This is a genomic window from Comamonas sp. B21-038 (genome assembly GCF_022387135.1).
GTDB lineage: Bacteria > Pseudomonadota > Gammaproteobacteria > Burkholderiales > Burkholderiaceae_C > Comamonas > Comamonas sediminis.
Genome location: NZ_CP092462.1, coordinates 539,596 through 560,583, shown reverse-complemented (window position 1 = coordinate 560,583; position 20,988 = coordinate 539,596). Strand labels below are relative to the sequence as shown.

The following is a 20,988-nucleotide window of genomic DNA, read 5'->3' as shown; positions in this document are numbered from 1 at the left end:
CACTTAGCTTTCGCCAAACCCGGGCTTCTGTCGCGAAGTGGCAACAGGCGGCTGACCCGGCATCGCTGCGGGCGACGCCAGCCGTTCCATCGCACGGGGCCGGGCGGGTGGGTGATGGGCCGGTCGCTGCCATGCGAGAATCGCCGGCGGGCTCAGCCCCAACCCTGTCAAAGCCATCGCATGCCTGCCCCAACGCCCATCACGACGTCCACCAGCCAGCCGGCCCAGGCGTTCTGGTGCGACCCGGCCCTGCCCTTCGTCGAAAGCCGCCGCGCCAGCCAGAGCCGGGCCTGCTACAAGCCGCACCACCACTCGAGCTTTTCCATCGGCGCGGTCGATGGCGGCCACAGCGTCTTCACCGGCGCAGAGGCCGGCCTGGTCCGGCTGTCACCCGGCGCCCTGGTCTTTGTGCCGGCCGAGCGCGTGCATGCCTGCAACCCGGCGCCCGATAGCGCCTGGAGCTACCAGATGCTGCACCTGGATGCCGGCTGGCTGCAAGCGCTGCGTGCGGAATATGCGGACCCGGCTGCGATGGCCAACGAGCCGGTGCGCATCGTCGAGGACCCTGCCCGCTACCGGGGCTTCTGCCAGCTCAATGCCCAGCTGTTCTCCCAAGCCGACGCGGCCGACAAGGAAGCCAGCCTGGTCGAGTTCATCGGCGACCTCGACACCCAGCAAGGCCTGCACATCCACGCCCCCGATCTGCCATCGCAGTTGGCGCAGCGCATCCGACCGGCGCTGGACTGCCTGCGCGCCCGCCCCTGCGCCAACGTGCCACTGACCCAGCTGGCCGACCTGGCGGGCATGAGTCGCTACCAGACCATCCGCGCCTTTCGCAAGCTGACGGGCCTGGCGCCCCATGCCTGGCAGCTGAACCAGCGTATCAACCTGGCCAAGCAGCTGCTGCGTGGGCAAGACGGCATAGCCGCAGTGGCGCTGCAGTTGGGCTTTGCCGACCAGGCGCATTTTCAGCGGGTGTTCAAGGCGCATACCGGCGTCACGCCAGGCTGCTTTCGCAAGGGGTCCTCTGCAAAACACCCTGCCGTGGTCTGAACGCGGCCTCGGGCGATCCGCTGCAATTTCGTTCAATACAAGGCATGCGGCAGCCGCCACCATGCAAGGCCCTTCCCCGCCTGGTCCTTTTGCATGCAACCGTTTTTGCTGATCGCCGCCGCCCATTTTCTGGCGCTGCTGTCCCCCGGTCCTGATTTCTTTCTGATCGCCCGCACCTCGCTGGCCAGCGGTTGGCGCAGCGCTGGCGCGGCCTGCCTTGGTATCGCGCTGGCCAATGGCGTTTTTATCGTCACCGCCTTTGCCGGTGTCGCCGTGCTCCAACCGGGCAGCCGGCTGTTCATCACGCTGCAGTTGGCCGGCTGCGGTTACCTGCTCTACCTGGGCCTGCTGTTTATCCGCCATGCGGGCAAAGGCGCGCTGGGCGTTGCAGCCAGCCCGGGCCAGGCGGCCGCAGCCCGCACCAGTTGGCGCCGCGCCGCCGGCATGGGTTTTCTCTCGGGCATTCTCAACCCCAAGAACGCGCTGTTCTATGCCAGCCTGGCGGCCATGCTGACGGGCCCGCATGCCAGCGTGGGCTGGAAGCTGGTGTACGGCAGCTGGATGTTCAGCATCGTGCTGCTCTGGGATCTGCTGATTGCCGCACTCATCGGCAACCCCGCCGTGCTGCGGCGCTTTGCGCGGGCATTGCCGTGGCTGGAGCGCATCTCGGGTGGGCTGCTGATCGCACTGGCCCTGGGGCTGATCGCAGCAATGTGGCTGCGTTGAGGCCTGCGAATCGACGGGGTTGCCGTCCTCTGTGCCTGGCAATTTCGCGCAGTATTTTTTTCGTGTCTGCACCTCTGCAAAACACGGCTGGATTGGGGATTTGAAAGCAGCGCTCAACGTGCATTGGGTATGCTCGCGCAATGGCAAGGCAATGCTGCCCTGCACATCACCAGGAGCACATATGTTTGATCATCTGGGCATCGGCGTCTCCAACATCGCCGCAAGCAAGCGTTTTTTTCTCCAGGCGCTGGAGCCGCTGGGGGTCTCGCTCGCAATGGAAGGGCCTGGCAGCCTGGGTTTGGGCCGCGATGGCAAGCCCTCGTTGTGGATCTCGGAGTCCACCGACAAGCCCGCTCGCCTCCATATCGCCATCAGCGCCCCCACGCGCGCGCAGGTGGATGCCTTTTATGCAGCGGCGATGGCGGCGGGTGGGCGTGACAACGGCGCTCCGGGCCTGCGCCCCCATTACCATCCCCATTACTACGCAGCCTTTGTGCTGGACCCGGACGGCAACAACATCGAAGCGGTTTGCCACCATCCGGCGCCCTAGCCATCGCACTGGCATCTTGAGGCTGCGGGCATCGGGGTTGCGGAGTGCAGCGCTCCAGGGCGTGGCCTCAGCCTGGATGACCCGCTCCTCGATACAGACGCGCCCTAACGCAGCACCGTGGCGCCTCCAAGGATCAACAGCAGCTCGCGAGGCGGTGGCTGCGCCAGGTCTTGCCGGGCGAGAGGGCCAGCCACCTGGGCGCTGGCCGGCAACGGCTACCCGGTCCACGGCCTCCCCCACCTCTTGGGCCCGATGCAGCCCCCCATAGACCGGCCGCGCGCAGTACCCTGGCTGCGCACTTATGCGCACGGGTGCGCCACCCTGTCTACCGTATCGGCCTCTGGAGTATTTTTGATGCGACGACTTCGCCACCTGACCAACCGCCACCGCGCCCAGTCCACCAATGTCGCGCTGGGCTGGGTGCTGGCGTTCAATGCGGGAGCGGTCAACGCGGGCGGCTACCTGGTTTTGCAGATGTACACCTCGCACATGACCGGCTTTGCCTCGCAATTGGCCGATGGGCTGGTGCTGGACAACCTGAAGATGCTGCTGAATGCGTTGGGCGCCATCCTGTCGTTCATGGTGGGGGCGGCGGTCTGCGCCATCCTGGTGAACTGGGGACGCGAGAGGCGCCTGTACAGCGTGTATGCGCTACCGCTGATGCTCGAGGCGCTGATGCTTTTGCCGTTCGGGCTGATGGGCGCCGCCACGCTCAGCTGGCAGACGCCTTTTGCGGTGCCGCTGACCGTGCTGTGGCTGTCTTTCATGATGGGGCTGCAGAATGCGGTCGGCTCCAAGACGTCGGGGGGCAGCATTCGCACCACCCACATGACCGGCAACATCACCGATCTGGGGATGGAGCTGGGCAAGCTGCTGTGGTGGCAGCGCCGCCGCCGGGGCACCCCAGCGCCGCTGCAGCCCGTACCGCACCACCGGGGCCGCATGCGCATTGCGGCAGGCCTGATCGGCATGTTTGTGCTGGGCAGCATTGCAGGCGCGCTGGGTTTCAAGTTCATCGGATTTTTTTGCGTCGTACCGCTGGCAGCCTGCCTGCTGGCCATCTCGCTGCCGCCGTTTCTGCGCGATGCCCAGCACTCCGAGGAGCTGCGCGGATTTTTCCGCAAACGCGGGGGGCGCTGACGCCGCGCTTGCAGCTGGACCATGCATGGCCCGGCCCTGCGTGTTGGGCCGTGGCGGGCGGCCCCGGGTCGGCATGCGGGGCTGCAGGATGCCGTCTCGCCGGTTCAGCGTGCGGCGGCAGGCTCCATCCCGGTGCTGCGAACCAGCGGTGCCGCCGCAGCAGAAGCGAGAAAGCGGATGAAATGCCGTGCCACATCGGGCTCCGCCGCCGCCGCCGCGATCCCCGCCGAGAAAAACACGCGCTGCTGCACCTCGTCGGGCAGCGGCCCGACAAACTCCAGCTCCTTGAACGGGAGCAGTTCACTCACCTGCTGAAAGCCAATCTCCGCATCGCCCCGCAATACGACCGCGCCGACGCGTTCGCTCAGAATTCTGCTGGCCTTGTCCTTGATCTGCTCGGCAACACCCAGACGCGGAAACAGCTCGCTGGCGAGATAGGTTCCACTGGCGCTGGCCGAGTAGGCAATGCTTTTGGCATCCAGCAAGGTCTGCCTGAGCGCCTCGACCGAGCTGATGTCGGGTTTGGGCGTGCCCTTGCGCACACTCATGCCAATCATCGAGCGCGCCAGATCCACACGCGAGCCCTGCTGGACTTTGCCTTCGGCGATCAGCTGTTCCAAGCCGGCGTCCGCCAGAATCACGATGTCGAACTGCTCACCCCGCGCCAGGCGGCTGGGAATGGCGTCCTGTGCATTGCCCATCGAAGCGCCACGCGCAGTGATCACTCGGTGACCGGTGGCCTGCTCGTACAACGGCACCAACTGGTCATAGGCCGCCGAGAACCCGCCGGAGGTGACGACGCGAATATCGGCTGCATGGGCGGTGGAAGGCTGTACTGCGCCAGCTAGCAGCCCCAGGCTCAGCCAGCTGGCCGCCAGGCCGAGCAGCGCACGGCGTTGCCAGCGCATGGCACAGGCGCTGCGAAGAAGATGGGATATGGACAAGGCTTGTCTCCTTATGGGTGATGGTTGATTCCCCAGCCAGGGCTACTCGATCGTGATCTTGCGGTCCTGGATGATGCGGCCCCACTTGGCATACTCGTCGGCGATGAACCTGCCCAGCTCCTCGCGCTTGCCCGGTGCCGTGGTCTGGCCGTGCTTGAGCAGGTTGTCATGCACCTCAGGCGCGTTGAGGGCCTTCACCAGCTCCAGGTTCCACCGGTCCAGCAGAGGCTGGGGCGTTTTGGCCGGTGCCAGAAAGGCATACCAATTCGTCGCGTTGAAACCCGGGAAGCTCTCGGCCACCGTCGGCACATTGGGAAGGTAGGCGGGGCGGGTCAGGCCAGTGGTCGCCAGCGGGATCAGCTTGCCCGATTCGATATGCGGCAGTGCGGTGGGAGGCGCGGCATAGAACGATGCGACGCGGCCGCCCAAGACGTCCTGCAAAGCAGGCGCGCCGCCCTTGTACGGGATGTGGACGGTGTTGATATGGGCCACATCGTTGAGCAGCTCGCCGGCCAGGTGGGAGGCCGATCCCGGTCCGGTGGAGGCGAAGTCCAGCTTGCCAGGCTCGCGCTTGGCTTTCGCGACATAGTCCGCCAGCGTCTTGATGCCGGTGCCGGCCGGCACCACGAGCACATTGGGAAAGACGACGCCCATCGTGATGGGTGCCAGATCCTTCAGCGGGTCATAGCGCAGCTTCATCAAATGCGGCGATATGGTCAGCGGACCGATCGAGCCAAACAGCAGCATGGAGCCATCGGCGGGACCATGGGCCACCTGCCCATGCGCCAGGTTCCCCCCGGCGCCGGGCTTGTTGTCCACGACCACGTTCTGACCGATGTTCTCACTCAATTTCTTGGCGATGACACGTGCAGCAATATCGGCCGATCCTCCAGCGGCAAAGCCGACGACCATGGTCACGGGCCGTTTTGGCGGAAAGTCCTGCGCATGGCTGACCGCCATGGACAGGCCAAGTCCAGCCGAGACAAGGCCCAGCACGGCCCATCGTTTCTTTGTCATGTTGTCTCCTGCGCACGCCGCGCGTGCCTGCCTTTGTCGATACCCGCGATCCTAGGCAGGCAGTGTTATTCTGTAAATTGCAATTTAATGAGGAACTATTGCATGGGGCGCATCAAATTCGACATGGGTGAGCTGGAGGCATTTGTGATGACGGCCGAGAAAGCCAGCTTTCGCATGGCGGCCGAGGCGCTGTTTCTGTCACCCCCCGCGCTCAGCAGACGGGTGGAGCGCCTGGAGGCGGCCCTGGGCGTGCGGCTGCTCGAACGCACCACGCGCCATGTTCAGCTCACACCGGTCGGCCAGGAGTTTCTGCAAGAGGCGCGCAGAGCGCTTTCTGGCCTCGAAGATGCCGTTCAGCGGGTGGACGACCAACGCATGCTTCGCCGGGGACGGGTGGTGATCGCGTGCATCCCGTCGGTCGCCACCCAAGTGCTGGCCCCGGTATTGAAAGCATTTGCCACGGACCTGCCGGAGGTCCAGGTGCATGTGATGGACGAGAGCGCCAAGCGGGTGCTGGACGCCGTCGTGCAAGGCGAGGCCGATTTTGGACTGAGCTTTACCGGCAGCCAGGAGCCCTCGCTGCATTTCGAGGCGCTGACCAGCGAACGCTATGTGCTGGCGATGCCCAGAAACCACCGCTGGGCCAAGCGGGAGAGCGTTGCATGGATGGAGCTGGCGGGCCAGCGGCTGGTCTCCGTCTCCCGGCAAAGCGAAAACCGCTTGCTGCTGGACCAGATCGTTGCCCAATTGCCGGACCAGCCTGTCGCATGGTATGAATGCAACCATCTGTCGGGCGCCTTGGCTTTGGTCGAGGCCGGACTGGGGTTGGCGGTCATGCCCCAGCTCGCGCTGCACCCCCAACCCGCACAGATTCGCGGCGTGCCGCTGGTCTCCCCTGAGGTGTGGCGCACCATTGGCCTGCTACAACGCCGTGACCGCAGCCTCAGCCCTTCCGCAGAGACATTGCGCAGCCGCCTTCTGCATCGCTATGGGGAACACTGAGCCCGCCGCTGCGGCTCGCAGCGCGCTGGCCTCTGCGCTGCGGGCGATGCCAACCCTGGCGCAGGCAAAGCCGCTGGGCTGCTGGCGGTTTCGATGACAGCGGGTGGACGTGGAAGATGACCACCAGGCGGCCCGGCGGAGAGAGGACCGCATAGCGGCGATGCCGCACACGGACGACCGCCACCATCGGCTTGCGCATCGCTGCGTTCAGCCACCCACCGTCTGCTGTGCATGGTGGTTTTGCCAGCCCAGCGCAGGCGCAATGCGCTCCGTGAAATCACTCAGGATCTGCAGGTAGTCCTCATGCGGCAGGTTGTAGGGCAGCTCCAGCCGCAGCTCGTCCACCAGGGGCAGAACCGGGTCCACCAGGAGCGACTCCAGAATCTGCGCACTGCTTCCGACCAGATCGCGGGCAAACAGCACCCGGCGCTCGCCCTGCGGGGCCAGCGTGCGTGCATGGCGGCTCTGTGCAAAGGCCTCATAGCGCTTGCGGCTGTCACTGCCGGCGCTGTCGGTGGGCACGATCACCCGGCCCAGGGCGACCCGCGGGGCGTGTGGCGCCGTCCAGTGGTTGCGAAAGCGCTGCAACTGGGCCAGTTGCGTCTCGAAGAAATGGTCGCTGTGCTCGCCCCGGTTCAGGTTGCCGATCAGCAGATGCAAGCCGTTGCGACCCGCCCATTCCGCCGAATGCAGCGAGCCGCCGCCATACCACAGCCGATGCGCCAGACCTGCTGCGTGGGGATAGATGCGGGGAATGTGCTGGCCGGCCGGCGATTGCACCACGGCGCCTTCGGGCCCCAGAGGCTGCCCCTGCAGCTTGCTGCGCAGGCGCGTGACGCGCGCATGCGAGAAGTCGATGTGTGCGGGATCACCGTCATACAGGTGCGCGCCCAGCAGGTCTCCATGGTTGGGCGCCCCGGCGCTCACGCCGACCTGCAGCCGGCCCTGCGAGAGCACATCCACGGTGGAGAGGTCTTCCGCCAGCCGGAAAAGGTTTTCGTATCCCAGCTGAATGACGGCGCAACCGAGCTCCATGCGTTCAGTGCGCTGGGTGGCTGCGGCCAACAATGTGGAGGCAGACGACACAGCAGGCTCCAGATGGCGCTGCCGTACCCAGCCCCCGTCAAAGCCCAGTTGCTCCCCGTATTCCAACAATTGCAAGGTGTGCTCAAGCCCGGACCAGGGCGCGTCCTCCGCATGGTTGCCCGGCGTGAGGAAAGCGATGCGGGAGATATGGATGCGCATGAACAGGCCTATGGGAAAAAGGTGGCGGGCGCCGATCAGAACTTGGGCAGTCCCGGCGGATTGGTCTCCGAGCGAGGCAGCGCTTCTTCGGCGAGTTTCCAGCGGTCCAGCACCTGCGCGTACTGGCCGCTCTTGATCAATCCGTTGGCAGCTTGCGTCACCGCATCGGCCAGGCCACTGCCCTTGCGGGTGGTGATGGCGACATCCGACTTGTTGGGCCAGCCGGCGTTGACCGTGCCCACAAGCCGGATCTGCCCGTCCCTGGCCGCCTGGTAGGCCTGCGGCGCGTTCGGGTTGAAGTTCACATCGGCGCGGCCGGACACCAGCGCGAGCGTGCGGGCCGTTTCATCGTCGTAGTACTGCAGCTCGGCCGGTTTCAGGCCTGCAGCAATGTTCAGGCGGTTCCATTCCAGCGCGATGCGCTCCTGGTTGGTGCCCGAGGCTGATATCAAACGCAGGCCGGCAATGTCCTTGGGCTCCTTGATCGAGGTGATCTTGCTGCCCGTCTTGACATAAAAGCCGTGCAGGCCCAGCCGGTAGGTGGAGAAGTCGAACTTCTCCTTGCGCTGCTCGGTGACGCCGACGTTGGAGATCACCGCATCGTATTTGCCCGAAGTCAGACCCAGCGGCCAGTCCGCCCAGGCAATTGGCTGCAAGTCGAGCTTCAGCCCCAGCGCATCGGCGATGAGCAGGATGAAGTCGGGATCAAAGCCGACGATGGTTTTGGCATCGGTGGCATAGGTCCCTGTCGGTGGCGCGCCAGGATGGATGGCCACGGTCAGTACGCCGGGCTTGACGAATTTGAAGTCCTTGGAGATCGCGGCAATCGCCGCTTCGTCCCGGGGCGCGCGCAGGCGCCCCTTTTGCTCCGGGCTCAGGTCGACCACGGTCTGCGCATGTACGGCGCCGCAGAGGGACAGAACGGCCAACAGGGCCAGGCGGCGGAGGCTCTTGAGGGTGGACATGGTGTGTGCAGTCTTCATTTTTTGGGCAGGCCGGGCGGGTTGGTACGTGATGCCGGGATGGCCTCGGACTGCAGGCTCCAGCGCTCCAGCGCCTTGGCGTAGTTGCCGTTGCCGATCTGCGCATTGAGCGCAGCGGTGATGGCATCGGCAATGCCCGATCCTTTGCGCGAGGTCACTGCGATTTCGGCGGATTGGGGCCAGCCGCCCGAGAAAAGGCCCACCAGGCGTGTCTTGCCGTCGCGGGCGTTGTAGGCCGCAATGCCATTGGGTGCGAAATACGTATCCGCGCGGCCCGAAGCCAGCGCCAGATACAGCACCACGTCATCGTCGTAGTACTGCACTTCCACCGGTTTGAGGCCTGCCTTGATGTTCTGCTCGTTCCAGCGCAGCAGCACCTGCTCCTGGTTGGTGCTGGCGCCGACGATCACCTTGAGGCCGGCAACGTCCTTGGGTTCCTTGATGGCCTGCACCTTGCTGTTCTTGGCGACGTAGAAGCCCAGCGTGTCATTGCGGTAGGTAGAGAAATCGAATTTCTCCTTGCGCTCCTCGGTCACCGTGACGTTGGATATCACGACATCGAACTTGCCCGATTGCAGGCCCAGAGGCCAGTCGGCCCAGGCCACCGAAACCAGCTCCAGCCTGCGGCCCAGGCTGTCGGCCACCAGTTGCGCAATATCGGGCGCGTTGCCCACCGGGGTCTTGTTGTCCGTGGCGTACGCGCCAAACGGCAGGCGGCCCGTGGTGGTGCCCACCACGAGCGCACCCTCCTTGGCAAACTTGAACTGGGGGTTGAGGAGGCGGATGGCTTCGTCCACCTTGCCGGACCGAGGGCGGCCTGCCTGCTCGGGGCTGAGGTCGGGGGCGGCGGACTGCGCCCAGGACGGCAGCGCGAGCAGGGACAGCGCGGCGACTGCAGTGTGGATCAGATGACGACGTTGCATATTCTCGATTCTTCGATGTCAGTGGGAGGGAGGGGTTGTGCGGTCTACAGCACCTTGGCAAGGAACTCGCGCAGGCGCGGCTGATCGGGCTGCTGCAGCACCTTGTCGGGGTGGCCGCTTTCGATGATGCGGCCCTGGTCCATGAAGACCACCTGGTCTGCCACCTCACGGGCAAAGCCGATTTCATGGGTGACGATGAGCAAGGTGGTGCCGGTGCGGGCCAGCTCCTTGATCACGTCGAGCACCTCGTTGACCAGCTCCGGATCCAGGGCCGAGGTGGGCTCGTCAAACAACAGCACTTTGGGTTTGAGGGCCAGCGCCCGGGCAATGGCCACGCGTTGCTGCTGACCGCCGGACAGTTGGCGGGGGAAGGCGTCTGCCTTGTGCGCCAGGCCAACACGCGCCAGCAGTTCCCGGGCCAGGGCCTGGGCTTCGGCCCGGGGCAGGCCCCGTACCGAGACAGGCGCCTCCGCCACGTTGTCGAGCACGCTCAGGTGCGGGAAGAGGTTGAAGTTCTGGAACACCATGCCCACATCGGCGCGGCGGGAGAGGATGTCCTTTTCCTTCAGTTCATACAAGGTGTCCCCCTCCTGGCGGTAGCCCACCAGCTCACCATCGATGGCGATGAACCCGCTGTCCACCCGCTCCAGATGGTTGATGGAGCGCAACAAGGTGGACTTGCCCGAACCCGACTGGCCCAGAATGACTGTCACGCTACCCGAAGGGACGTGCAGCGACACATGGTTGAGCACGCGAACGCCGTTGTAGCTTTTGGAGACCGCCTGTACCTCGACCTGCCCACCCCGGGAGTGGGAGTGGGTCCATGCAGCGGCGCGCGCCGGGGGCTCGTCTGCGGCGGCCGGGGCTGCGTCCACCGAGGGCACTGGCGCAGGACGCAGCCAGGCCCAGGCACGGCCCAGCAAGGTGGGCGGCAACTGGCGCAGCGCGCCGCGTGCATAGTGGCGCTCGACTTGCGCCTGAATGATGGAGAGCACCGAGAGAATGATCAGGTACCAAACGGTTGCCACCATCAGCAGGGGGATCACTTCCAGGTTGCGGCGGTAGATGATCTGGATCGTGTAGAACAGCTCGGGCAAGGCCAGGATGTAGGCGTTGGAGGTGCCCTTGGCCAGGCCGATGATGTCGTTGAATGCAGACGGCAGGATGGAGCGCATGGCCTGGGGCAGCACAATGCGGAAGGCCTGGTGGCGGCGCGGCAGCCCCAGTGCGGCAGCGGCCTCATGCTGGCCCTGGTCCACCGACAGGATGCCGCCACGGATGATCTCGGAGGAATAGGCCGCCTGGTTCAAGGTCAGGCCGATCACCGCAGCCAAAAACGGTGTGACCAGCTGGGTGGTACTCCACTCGGCCCAGGTGATGTTGGTGAAAGGCACGCCCAGCCATACCGTCTCGTACAGGTAGCCCAGGTTGTTCAGTATGAGCAGCAGCACGATGAGCGGGATGGAGCGGAAGATCCAGACAAAGGTCCAGGCCAGTGCGCGCAGCAGGGGCGAACGCGAGACGCGGGCCAGTGCCAGACCGGTGCCCAGCGTGAAGCCCAGCGCCGCCCCCAGCGCGGTCAGCACCAGGGTGCGGCCCAGACCCACCAGCACCGGTTCGGCAAAAAACCATTCTGCAAACACCGGCCAGCCCCAGCGGGGGTTGCCGAGTACCGAGTTAAGGACGGCGCCCATCAGCACCAGCGAAATGATGGTGCCAACGGTGCGTGCAGGGTAACGCGCCGGAACAATGCGCAGCGAAGCATAGTCGCGGCGGCGTGACGCAGGCGCCGGTGCTGGCGCGGCGGGCGCTTGCTCGATGGCGACGTTGGGCGGAGCCAGGGTGGTGGTGTTCATGGTGCAGTTCTTTTCAAGTGGGCTCAAACACCGGAGAGCATGGGCGCTTGCAGTGGGTGGGGGGAAGGCAGCGGTGGATGGTTGCGAGGCGCCAATGACAGCTGCTTCTCAAAAGGCAGTTTTCGCAACGCCTGCAGATCTGCAGTGGGGTCGAACAGACGCCGGTAGCCATGTCCCAGGTACAGTCCCACCGCTTCCGGCTGACGAAAGCCGGTGGTGAGATAGACCCGTTGGTAGCCCTGGCGCAAGGCCTGCGCTTCGAGCTCGACCAGAACCGATCTCGCCAATCCCTGCCGGCGCAGGCTGCTGTCCGTCCAGATACGTTTGAACTCTGCGGTATCCGCATCCAATCGCTTGAAGGCGCCGCCTGCGACCGCGCGCCCCTTGCGCAGCAGCAACAGGAAATTGCCCCCCTGGGCCGGTGTGAACACCTCGGCCGGGTAACGCTGGATTTCCGGAACGGCGGATTCCTGCAGGTAGAAATCGCCATAGCGGCTTTCATACTCCCGGCCCAGCTCTTCAATCAAAGGCAGGGCACGCGGGTCTTGCAGGCTGGTGTAGACAAAGAGGTCAGAGCGCATGAGAACTCCTGAAATCATGGGGCGAGAAAGCGCTCTACCAGGTGCACCCAGTAAGCGGCGGCCGGCGCCAAAATGGCGTCATTGAAGTCATACCGGGGGTTGTGCAGAGACGCGCTTTCGCCATTGCCCAGAAACAGGAAGCTGCCGGGCCTGGCCTGCAGCAGGTAGGCAAAATCCTCGCTGGCAGTGCGGGGGCGAAAGTGCGAATCCACAAAATCCTCCCCCAGCGCATCCTTGGCCACATCGCGCGCAAACCGTGTTTCCTGCGGATGGTTGATGACCGGTGGAAAGCCATTCTTGAAATCCACATGGGCCTGCGCCCCGAGGCTTTCCGCCTGGGCTTGCGCCACGGCCTGCAAGCGGTTTTTCAGCGTGCTGCGCACCTCGGGCTTGAACGAGCGCGCCGTCAGCTGCAACTCCACCTGATCGGGGATGACATTGGCCGCATGGCCGCCGTGGATGGAGCCCACCGTGACCACGCCCATCTCCAGCGGATCGACGTTGCGGGAGACCACGCTTTGCAAGGCGGTGATCACATGTGCGCTTGCCAGGATCGGATCGACGGCCTGGTGCGGCTCGGCGCCATGGCCGCCCTGGCCGGTGATCGTGACCTTGGCGTAGTCGATCGACGCCATAGCCGGACCCTCCACGCAGCCCAGGTGTCCGGCGCGCACGCCCGGCCAGTTGTGCAGCCCGTAGATGGCGTCGCAGGGAAAGCGCTCGAACAGGCCTTCGCTGATCATCTTCTTGGCGCCTGCACCCAACTCTTCTGCGGGCTGAAAAACCAGGTGCAACGTGCCATCGAATGCGCCCTGCTCTGCCAGAAAGCGAGCAGCCGCCAGGAGGATGGCAGTGTGGCCGTCGTGACCGCAGGCGTGCATCACGCCGGCATTCTGGCTGGCATAAGGCAGGCCGGTGGCCTCCTGGATCGGCAGCGCATCCATGTCGGCGCGCAGGCCGAGGGTTTTACCGCCCCCGCCCTTTTTCAGACGAGCAACCACCCCCGTCCCCGCGATGCCGGTGAACACCTCATAGCCCCATTCGGCCAGCGCCTTGGCCACCAGCGCTGAGGTCCGGTGCTCCTGGAACGAAAGCTCGGGGTGTTGGTGGATATCGCGGCGCAGCGCAATAAAGCTCTGCGCATGGCGGGCGATGCCGTTTTCCACCCGCAAGCGGTATGCGCTGTGCGGCTGGACGGCGGGTTCGGTGATGGCGGCGCTGCTCATCAGGCGACCCGCCGGGATTCAACAGCGTCGTGTGCCACTTCGTACCGGCTGGCCTTGCGCGGCAGGCCGAGATGGTCGCGCAAGGTCCGGCCTGTCAGGTTGCGTTCATAGCGGCCGCTGGCTTCCAGTTCGGGCAGCACATGCGCGATGAAATCGTCAAGACCTTCGGTGCTGACAGGGAACTGCAGGATGAAGCCATCTGCGGCGCCCGCGTCCACCCAATCGATGATCTGTTCGGCAATTTTCTGGCCCGAGCCCACGAAGTTGGATTTGGGCGTGGCTGCCTGCAAGGCCACTTGCCGCAGGGTCAACCCCTGCGCCTTGGCATCGGCCTTGATGCGGTCGGTGGTGGAGCGGAAGCTGTTGCGGCCGATATCACCCAACTCGGGGAACGGTGCATCCAGCGGGTACTGGGTGAAATCATGGTGGTCGAAATAGCGGCCCAGGTAGGCCAGCGCTTCATCAATGCCGAGCAGGTTGCGCACGCGCTCGTATTTGGCGTTGGCTTCTTCATCGCTGGCGCCGGTCACGACGTTGATGCCCGGAAATATCTTCACATCGCTGGCCAACCGGCCGTGGCTGATCGCACTGGCCTTGACCTTGCGCGAGAACTCGCGCGTCTCATCCAGCGATGGTGAATGGGTGAACACAGCGTCTGCGTATTTGCCTGCAAGATCAATGCCGGCATCGGAGGAACCGGCCTGAAAGATCACGGGCTGGCCCTGGGGCGAACGCTGGATGTTGAGCGGCCCGGCCACCTGGAAAAACCGGCCTTCGTGGTCGAGCGTGTGCAGCTTGCTGCGGTCAAAGAACTGGCCGCTGTCACGGTTGCGGACAAAGGCATCGTCGTCCCAACTGTCCCACAGGCCTTGCGTGACATGCAGGTATTCATCGGCAATCTGGTAGCGCAATGCGTGCTCGGGGTGCTTGCGGCTGTAGTTCAGGGCCGAGCCTTCAAGCGGCGTGGTCACCACGTTCCAGCCTGCACGGCCGCCACTGATCAGATCGAGCGAGGCGAACTGCCGGGCGATGGTGAAGGGATCGCTGTAGGAGGTGGATACGGTGCCGGCGAGCCCGATCTTGCTGGTGACGGCCGCCAGCGCCGAGAGTATGGAGATGGGCTCGAACCGGTTCAGAAAGTGGGGAAGGGATTTTTCGTTGATGTAGAGGCCGTCAGCCACAAAGGCAAAGGCAATGCCATGGTCCTCCGCCTTCTGGGTGATACGGATGTAGTGCTGCAGATTGACGCTGGCATCGGCCGGTACGCTGGGGTGGCGCCAGGCATTCATGTGTGCGCCTGCGCCATGCAGCATCAGACCAAAACGGATGGGGGATTTGCTCATGGTGAACTTTCGGTCAGGGTTCAGGCGGCCGTCAGCTCGGCCGTTGCGGGTTGCGCGTTGGCAATCAGCTCTATCGATGCCAGGCGCTCTTCGAAAAAGGGAACCGGGGTATCGATGACGAATTCATCGATGCCGTGTTGCAGGTGCAAGGCAGTCAGCGCCGCATGCACGTCGTCAGCGGTGCCCGCAATGACATGGGGGTGGGTCTCCTCCAGCCGGTAGTCGCTGACTCCGGCTTGCTGCGCAAACTCTGCGGCGGCTTCGCGGCTTGGCAGGTTGAAGCTCTGGCCCGTGGGCAAATGCAGCTTGAAGATGCGCACATTCGCGACCAGCGCTCCAGCCTTGGCCCGGTCATCGGCGGCAAAGGCATAGACGGCCATCGATGGCGCCTGGCCGCTGAGGGGGCGGTAGGCAGCGGTGGTGCTGGCAAGCAACGCAGGGTCATCATTGAAATGCCCGGCATAGGAAAAGCCCCAGCCCAGGCGCGATGCCAGCTGTGCGCTGTCGGGAGAGGCCCCGAGCAGCACGCATTGGGGCAAGGTGCTGGGTTTGGGCAACGCGCGCGAAGCAGCCAGCGGGTGCCCGGCGGGCAGGTCGTCTCGCAAAAAGCCGTTCAGATCGCTGAGCAGGCTGGCGAAGTTGATGGGCTGTGACGGGTCGTGACGCGCTTGCAGGGCACGTGTGGACTGCGGCAGACCACCGGGCGCCTTGCCAATACCCAGATCCACCCGGCCCGGCGCCAGCGCCGATAGCAGCTTGAACACCTCGGCCACCTTGTAGGGGCTGTAGTGCTGCAACATGACGCCGCCTGAGCCGATGCGGATGCGCTTGGTATGCGCCAGCAGCCAGGCAACCAGGATCTCTGGGGCGGAACCTGCGACCTGGGGGTTGCCATGGTGCTCTGCCACCCAGAAGCGGTGGTAGCCCAGCGCTTCGGCGCGCTGCGCCATGGCCAAGGTGGAGCGAAGCGCCTGGGCGGTTGAAACGCCCGGCGGAATGGGGCTTTTGTCGAGCAGCGAAAGGCGGTAGGTCATGAATAGTAGCGCTGGGCTGGCACCGGTGAATATGCGAGAAATAATATCTCTCGCCATTTCGGGCGGTTGCTACTTATTTGCAGATCGTCATGCGTAATTCGTTGCGCTATTCCGGTATTAAATAGTTTTTCGTATTTGATAATTTCTCAATGTTTTATGAGTTTCTTCTAATCAAAAAACTATTGAAAAATATCCAGGGGCCTGGCTTCGCCTAGCGCAGAGTGAGGTGGGGTGAACGGCCGCAAAACATGCCCATGTAGCCCCATGCATCGGGCTCGATCCATCGGTCAGAAGCGCTTTTAAGGCGTATCTTGCCTGGCGGGCCCGTGGCGTCAGCCTGCAGTTCGGCGTGGGCCCAGCGATATCGAGACGCCTGCGTTGGAAAGCATGGGTAGTGGGGGCTCGGTCATGGGCGACTTTGTTGCGTTTGCCCAAAGCGGTCACGCAGTCGGAAAACGTCCTAAGGCAAGCCGTCCCCGATGGCGTTGGCGAATGGGACAGGGTGTGGGGGACGGGGCCTTTCACCCCATTAACCAGCCTTGGCTGGCTAGCCGGTTTCCATGGGCCTGCCAGGCAGCAACTTTAAGTTGGCAAACCCGTCTTGGTCACTGGTATCTGCAGACTGGAGACGCTGACTGAATAGCGCCAATGGATGGATTAATGAGAAACCGAATGACACCCACGCTCCTTGCATGAGGCATCCAATGGAATATTGGCAGACGCAGGTGCATGTTCTTGGTCAAGCGCTCGCTCGCAGCGATGCGGTCCCAAAAGGGAGAGGCCATGAACTGCATCTGCCCGCACCCCGCCCTACCCTCCCCTGGCCCCTGGCCCCTGGCGGAGGCAGCATGGCACCGTTCGGTCATGGCCTCGTCCGCCGTTGCGGGCTGGTAAATAGGATGGGATGCCAACGGTAGCCGATGCGCGCCCACTCTTTCAGAGACCCACTGTTGGGTCCATTCTGTTGCGGTGCAGGCAAGAGCCGTGCGCGCGCAGATCACCATTCAGCAGTGGCAGCCTGTGGTGGAATACAGCAAAAACGAAAAAGCCTCAGAGCATTTCTACTCTGAGGCTTGACGTTTGGTGCGGCTGGCAGGAATCGAACCCACGACCCCTTGGTTCGTAGCCAAGTACTCTATCCAGCTGAGCTACAGCCGCTAATTTTCGATGCTATGGCGGAGAGGGAGGGATTCGAACCCTCGGTACGTTTGCACGTACGCCTGATTTCGAGTCAGGTACATTCGACCACTCTGCCACCTCTCCGCAGCGCCGAAGCTGAAATTATAGCAGGCAATTTGAGGGTCTCGGGAAGAATCGCAGATTTCTGAAAAAAGGATGGCGGGGTGGTGATTGATCGGGGTGAGCACCTCGCCTGCTACCGACGGACCAACCTGGAACAGCGGGCAAGGGGACTGCCCTGCAGGGGTAGACGGCAAGGTAGGGACTGACGGCCGCAAAGGCAGCACGTGAAGTCCCTACCCTAAATGCATCAGTTCATTCTGGAGCGGCGAACACTAATTACAGCGCACCCACCCAACACCAGCGACAACAGTGCGAGCGCCCATTGGCTCATAGTTGGCACCGGCTTGGCAGCTTCGGTTGGAGGAACGGCAACTGCTTTGAAGCTAGCTGTTACCGTGCAATCCTCGCGAACAGCCGCAGTCGTATAAACATTGCCCGACAGCGTCCCACCACAGCCAGTGACGGTGTCGATCAAGAATCCTGCGGCAGGCGTGTAGTTGATCGACAGAACGCCGTCTGCATTCACCGTTTGCAATGCACCTCCAGCTGGATCGGAAGTGCCATTAGGGCCAGTATTTACGTTGACTTGAAATGTAGTCGGTAACACTTCAAAGTTAGCATCAACCGATGCCTTGCTGCCCGACAACTTAATATTGTCCGCAGCGCCCAGGAAAGTGGTGCCCCAACCACCAGACCCAAAGCCCACCTCGACCGCACGTACGGTTAGCCCGCCAAGTTCACTGCTTGCTTGCGCTTGGGCAAATGTCATCTTGGTGTTAGGTAAAGGACCTGCACTGCGGATCTGAAAGACTGTACCGCTAATGACGTTAGCAACTTGCCAACTGTTGGTAGACGCCGAGGCCCCATTGTCACCACCGAGCCAAATTAGTGTGCCCACGTGGGTGTTGGACGCATTGAACAGAAACAAACGCATGACGGGTGGTGCATCGGTGGAAGCACTGCTGGAGTCGCGCAGCCACTCAAAAGAAGCCTCTGTAATACTGTTCAAAGGGCCAAAGCCCTCGCTGCTGGGCGGATAGTAGGCAACACCCGCTTTGGCACTCGTTCCACCGTTTGCAGCCAATCGCAGAGATCCATTTCCGTCTTTAGCGAAATCACCAGTCACCGAGGCAGTACCATTATTTTTAAGATCTATCTGCCCCCATTTGTCATAGAGATCATCACCGGTGTTATAGACCCCATCAGGTCCCGAAGCCCAATTGAATGTACTTTCAGGCACAACGTCAAGATTGTACACAGGAGCCGCCTGCGCACCAAAGCAAGCCATTGCAGACACCAACCCCGTGATTAGTAGCTTTTTACTCAAAATGCATCTCCTGGATAATGAAATAGGTTCTACAAATATAACATAAATATACACATAGTTGCAAAATTATGCTGTATGTGTAGCATGGCGTTGTTGCACAAATGCCGCTCGGGGTTGAGGTAGGTTCGGGGGGATGAGTGAGACTCGCGTGGGTCAGGTTAAGCACCGCACAACGAATTGGAAGACATACAACGCAGCGTTGAAGACGCAACCTTACCTGACCATTTGCCTAGATAGGCATCTATCAGTAGCACTTCCGGGTTGAATCCTCAACCAATGGCTCAAGTTAATGATTGCAGTCTGGGCACCGAGCAATCACCGAGCGGAACCCAAGCATCAGGGCCGTAGAGGCGCAAAAATAGGTCAATCCGTTCCGAACCCGATGCTCGCCTGGCGACAGCCAACGTGCCGCCCCACCTGCGGTACCACAGTCTCGAGGTAATCAAGCAACCATCATCACCGCTCAGCAGCCGTGCTCCTGCATGCATCCAGGCTCACGAACACACCCTACCCATCGCCCTATCCGCAGCCATCGGAATAGGCCAAATTGCGTCAGCAGTTGATTACATATAGTTTCAATCTAGCCAGATGCCCTAGAGGTAGCGCGCTCCACAAACGCCGTCTAGATAGTGTGGCCTCGGAATTGTTTCGGGATCGCACAAAACGACTGTTTACCTAACGGAGTTACTACCTATGAAACGCAATCCAACCAACCTCGCTGCTGCAGCCGATTTCTCTCAAGTCTCCGGACAGCACGAATTTGTATCTGGGTGTAAGCTCAATCCCGACCAGATCGCCCTTGCACTCCTGGTGGGCCACGTCGCCACGCAGCAGCAGTCCATTGCGCAAATGGGTGCCATGTTGCGCGAAGTCCTGGACGCAATCGCCACCGTTGACGACCGCGTTGACATGGTTGCTGATCGCACCTGGAAGTCCCGCTTCTTGATCCTCGACGCAATCAATAAGGCCAAGAGCCAGCCTCACAAGCGCAATCGCTCTCTTGCCAAGAAGGCCTCTGCCATCAAGCGCCCGCGCAAGCTGTAAGCCCAATCAAAGGACGGGTTTCGCCCCGTCTCCTGTGCGTGCGACAGGGCCTATGCCTCGTACCCTGCCACGCACCTACCGAACCAATTCAGAGACGCCTCAAATGACTACCTCGAATATCCACTCCAACATCCCAAAATCTCTGGAAATGGATCGCCTCCAGACTGCTGCCTTGAAGATCCTCGCTATGCGCCAAGAAGAAGAGGCAAATGAGCGTGCGCCCGCCCACAAGTCCCCGACCCACCCAGTCGACACGGTCGCGCCCTCAATGGCGGCAGAAATGATCGACCAAACTGAGGCCGAGCCGGGCGAAACCAGGATCACGGCTAACTGCGACGTATTAGCCATCTCCGGAGCAGCGCAGGTCCAAACCTCGCATGTTCATTGGCAGCGCCTTGGAAACGAGCAAGAGGTTGCCCCATTTCCAGTGATCCATATGGCCTATATGGAGCCGACACATGGCTGGTTGGCAGATGTTGTCGCAGACACCATCCGTATGGAGCCTGAAGTCCTCGCGTCATCCATTGACAGCCCGGATGACGTAGGTCTCGCTGCCAAGCAAGAGCGGCGCCTGCCCGACCCCACGCTACCACCCCCAGTCGATGTGTCGCGAACGCTGCCAACACATACCTCTGAAGACTTTGAGCACATGCCGCGTCTCGAATGGCTAGTGCGTGATGTCTTCCACGGCGGGGAGGTCATTATCTTGTGGGGAGAGTCTCAAGCGGGAAAGACTGCATTGCTGCTCGACATGGTAGCGGCGGTAGCCAGCGGCTCTGACTGGGCTGGCCACCCGGTCACCCAGACCAACGTGATCTATGTTGCATTGGAGGGCCAACTGGGGCTGCGCGCACGCGTCCAAGCTCTTGAGCATGACCGGGGTGGCGTCTATCAGAAGGGTATTCGCTACGTCTTTGATGCCTGCAATGTTGCTAGCGCGGAAGGCGTCGACGCATTGGCAGTGACTGCCTTGAAGCACCAAGCCAAGTTCATTGTGATTGATACCCTGTCAGCCTCACTGGCCGGGACTGCGGAGGAAAACAGCAACTCCGCGATGGCAGGCATGATTGCTAACGTCCAGCGCCTGACCAGGATGACTGGTGCCGCAGTATTGCTCGTTCATCATTCGGGAAACGATCCTCGTCGTGGTGCGCGAGGAGCATATGCCCTGCATGCGAACCCTGATGTGTCTATCGAGGTTGGCCGCAATGGCGACGAGCGCTACTGGCGCCTCGATAAGGGCCGCGACGGCAACCATACTAATGGCTGGTTTCGGATCGAGCCCATCGAGTTTCAACCTGCGTATGAGACGGAGCCCCTCCAATCCATCGTCATCCGGCATGTGCAAGATTCAGAAGACATGCAAGCGAGCAAGGACCTGGTATTCGCAGGCCCCAAGCCCAAGACCCAGGAGCGAACGGATGTAGCACTGCAGGCAATTCGTCAGCATCTCCGCCAACTCGATCCGAATGGCAATGAGCAGCCGAATCCGGGCGAGGCGACCGAGGAGACTATTAGCAAGGTTGTTTCACAAGCGTTCAAGGAGATGCACGATAGCGGGGCAGAGGGCTATGGCAGTAACCATCGCGCAAAGAACGTCCGCGAGGCAATTCAATCCCTCATCTCAACTGGACTGCTACTCCGGGAAGGAGGCAAGGTACGCATGTCGCTGTAACGGCAACTCACTCGTAGGCGGTGGAATGGACTCCATCCAAGAACCTATGAGAGGCAGCCTCGCTGAATTGCCCCCCA

18 protein-coding genes, 2 tRNA genes and 1 pseudogene are annotated in these 20,988 nt (G+C 62.5%); 8 read left to right on the top strand and 13 right to left on the bottom strand.

The genetic code is table 11. The annotated features are described in order from the left end of the window. Positions 1–180 precede the first annotated feature (180 nt). From MJ205_RS02540 to MJ205_RS02525, 4 genes are all read left to right on the top strand, one after another. Positions 181–1,053, top strand: a complete 873-nt coding sequence (locus MJ205_RS02540; protein ID WP_239811039.1) for an AraC family transcriptional regulator — start codon at positions 181–183, stop codon at positions 1,051–1,053. A 93-nt stretch (positions 1,054–1,146) separates the two neighbouring features. Beyond that, positions 1,147–1,779 (top strand): LysE family translocator, encoded by a 633-nt coding sequence (locus tag MJ205_RS02535; RefSeq protein ID WP_239811038.1) that lies wholly within the window; start codon positions 1,147–1,149, stop codon positions 1,777–1,779. A 181-nt stretch (positions 1,780–1,960) separates the two neighbouring features. After that, the gene (locus MJ205_RS02530) at positions 1,961–2,329 is read left to right on the top strand and encodes a VOC family protein (RefSeq protein WP_239811037.1); all 369 of its coding nucleotides are present in this window, start codon (positions 1,961–1,963) and stop codon (positions 2,327–2,329) included. Between the two features lie 354 nt (positions 2,330–2,683). Beyond that, the gene (locus MJ205_RS02525) at positions 2,684–3,469 is read left to right on the top strand and encodes a YoaK family protein (protein WP_239811036.1); all 786 of its coding nucleotides are present in this window, start codon (positions 2,684–2,686) and stop codon (positions 3,467–3,469) included. 104 nt (positions 3,470–3,573) lie between these two features. On the opposite strand, the gene MJ205_RS02520 is transcribed toward MJ205_RS02525, so the two are convergent. Both MJ205_RS02520 and MJ205_RS02515 read right to left on the bottom strand, forming a co-directional pair. Beyond that, entirely contained in the window at positions 3,574–4,377 is an 804-nt protein-coding gene (locus MJ205_RS02520; protein ID WP_239812642.1) for a substrate-binding domain-containing protein, read from the bottom strand. 78 nt (positions 4,378–4,455) lie between these two features. Next, positions 4,456–5,373, bottom strand: a complete 918-nt coding sequence (locus MJ205_RS02515; protein WP_239812641.1) for a Bug family tripartite tricarboxylate transporter substrate binding protein — start codon at positions 5,371–5,373, stop codon at positions 4,456–4,458. Between the two features lie 159 nt (positions 5,374–5,532). Between MJ205_RS02515 and MJ205_RS02510 the strand changes: the two genes are divergently transcribed. Continuing rightward, on the top strand, positions 5,533–6,432 hold the full coding sequence (locus MJ205_RS02510) for a LysR family transcriptional regulator (RefSeq protein WP_239811035.1): 900 nt from the start codon (positions 5,533–5,535) through the stop codon (positions 6,430–6,432). 207 nt (positions 6,433–6,639) lie between these two features. On the opposite strand, the gene MJ205_RS02505 is transcribed toward MJ205_RS02510, so the two are convergent. From MJ205_RS02505 to MJ205_RS02450, 11 genes are all read right to left on the bottom strand, one after another. Then, positions 6,640–7,677, bottom strand: a complete 1,038-nt coding sequence (locus MJ205_RS02505; protein WP_239811034.1) for an LLM class flavin-dependent oxidoreductase — start codon at positions 7,675–7,677, stop codon at positions 6,640–6,642. 35 nt (positions 7,678–7,712) lie between these two features. Then, the gene (locus MJ205_RS02500; RefSeq protein ID WP_239811033.1) at positions 7,713–8,642 is read right to left on the bottom strand and encodes an ABC transporter substrate-binding protein; all 930 of its coding nucleotides are present in this window, start codon (positions 8,640–8,642) and stop codon (positions 7,713–7,715) included. A 14-nt stretch (positions 8,643–8,656) separates the two neighbouring features. Then, complete coding sequence (locus MJ205_RS02495) at positions 8,657–9,583, bottom strand: ABC transporter substrate-binding protein (protein WP_239811032.1); 927 nt, start codon at positions 9,581–9,583, stop codon at positions 8,657–8,659. Between the two features lie 44 nt (positions 9,584–9,627). Next, on the bottom strand, positions 9,628–11,439 hold the full coding sequence (locus tag MJ205_RS23720; protein WP_305852713.1) for an amino acid ABC transporter permease/ATP-binding protein: 1,812 nt from the start codon (positions 11,437–11,439) through the stop codon (positions 9,628–9,630). 23 nt (positions 11,440–11,462) lie between these two features. Beyond that, the gene (locus MJ205_RS02480) at positions 11,463–12,020 is read right to left on the bottom strand and encodes a GNAT family N-acetyltransferase (RefSeq protein ID WP_239811031.1); all 558 of its coding nucleotides are present in this window, start codon (positions 12,018–12,020) and stop codon (positions 11,463–11,465) included. A gap of 14 nt (positions 12,021–12,034) precedes the next feature. Beyond that, the gene (locus MJ205_RS02475) at positions 12,035–13,246 is read right to left on the bottom strand and encodes a M20 aminoacylase family protein (protein WP_239811030.1); all 1,212 of its coding nucleotides are present in this window, start codon (positions 13,244–13,246) and stop codon (positions 12,035–12,037) included. Beyond that, positions 13,246–14,589 carry an LLM class flavin-dependent oxidoreductase gene (locus MJ205_RS02470; RefSeq protein WP_239811029.1) on the bottom strand — a complete coding sequence of 448 codons (1,344 nt, stop codon included), beginning with the start codon at positions 14,587–14,589 and terminating at the stop codon, positions 13,246–13,248. Before MJ205_RS02470 ends, MJ205_RS02475 begins: the two co-directional genes overlap by 1 nt. Positions 14,590–14,609: 20 nt before the next feature. Then, the gene (locus MJ205_RS02465; protein WP_239811028.1) at positions 14,610–15,623 is read right to left on the bottom strand and encodes an LLM class flavin-dependent oxidoreductase; all 1,014 of its coding nucleotides are present in this window, start codon (positions 15,621–15,623) and stop codon (positions 14,610–14,612) included. A gap of 1,081 nt (positions 15,624–16,704) precedes the next feature. Continuing rightward, a tRNA-Arg gene (locus MJ205_RS02460) sits at positions 16,705–16,781 on the bottom strand. A 15-nt stretch (positions 16,782–16,796) separates the two neighbouring features. Next, positions 16,797–16,886 (bottom strand) — tRNA-Ser (locus MJ205_RS02455). 226 nt (positions 16,887–17,112) lie between these two features. Further along, a complete protein-coding gene (locus MJ205_RS02450; protein ID WP_239811027.1) occupies positions 17,113–18,192 on the bottom strand; it encodes an IPTL-CTERM sorting domain-containing protein in 1,080 nt (359 codons plus the stop codon). Between the two features lie 133 nt (positions 18,193–18,325). On the opposite strand from MJ205_RS02450, the pseudogene MJ205_RS02445 reads away from it, so the two are divergent. From MJ205_RS02445 to MJ205_RS02435, 3 genes and pseudogenes are all read left to right on the top strand, one after another. Beyond that, a pseudogene (locus tag MJ205_RS02445) lies at positions 18,326–18,436 on the top strand (IS5/IS1182 family transposase); the annotation flags it as partial. A 449-nt stretch (positions 18,437–18,885) separates the two neighbouring features. After that, the gene (locus tag MJ205_RS02440) at positions 18,886–19,236 is read left to right on the top strand and encodes a hypothetical protein (RefSeq protein WP_239811026.1); all 351 of its coding nucleotides are present in this window, start codon (positions 18,886–18,888) and stop codon (positions 19,234–19,236) included. Positions 19,237–19,339: 103 nt separating this feature from the next. Then, positions 19,340–20,911, top strand: a complete 1,572-nt coding sequence (locus tag MJ205_RS02435) for an AAA family ATPase (RefSeq protein ID WP_239811025.1) — start codon at positions 19,340–19,342, stop codon at positions 20,909–20,911. Positions 20,912–20,988: the final 77 nt, after the last annotated feature.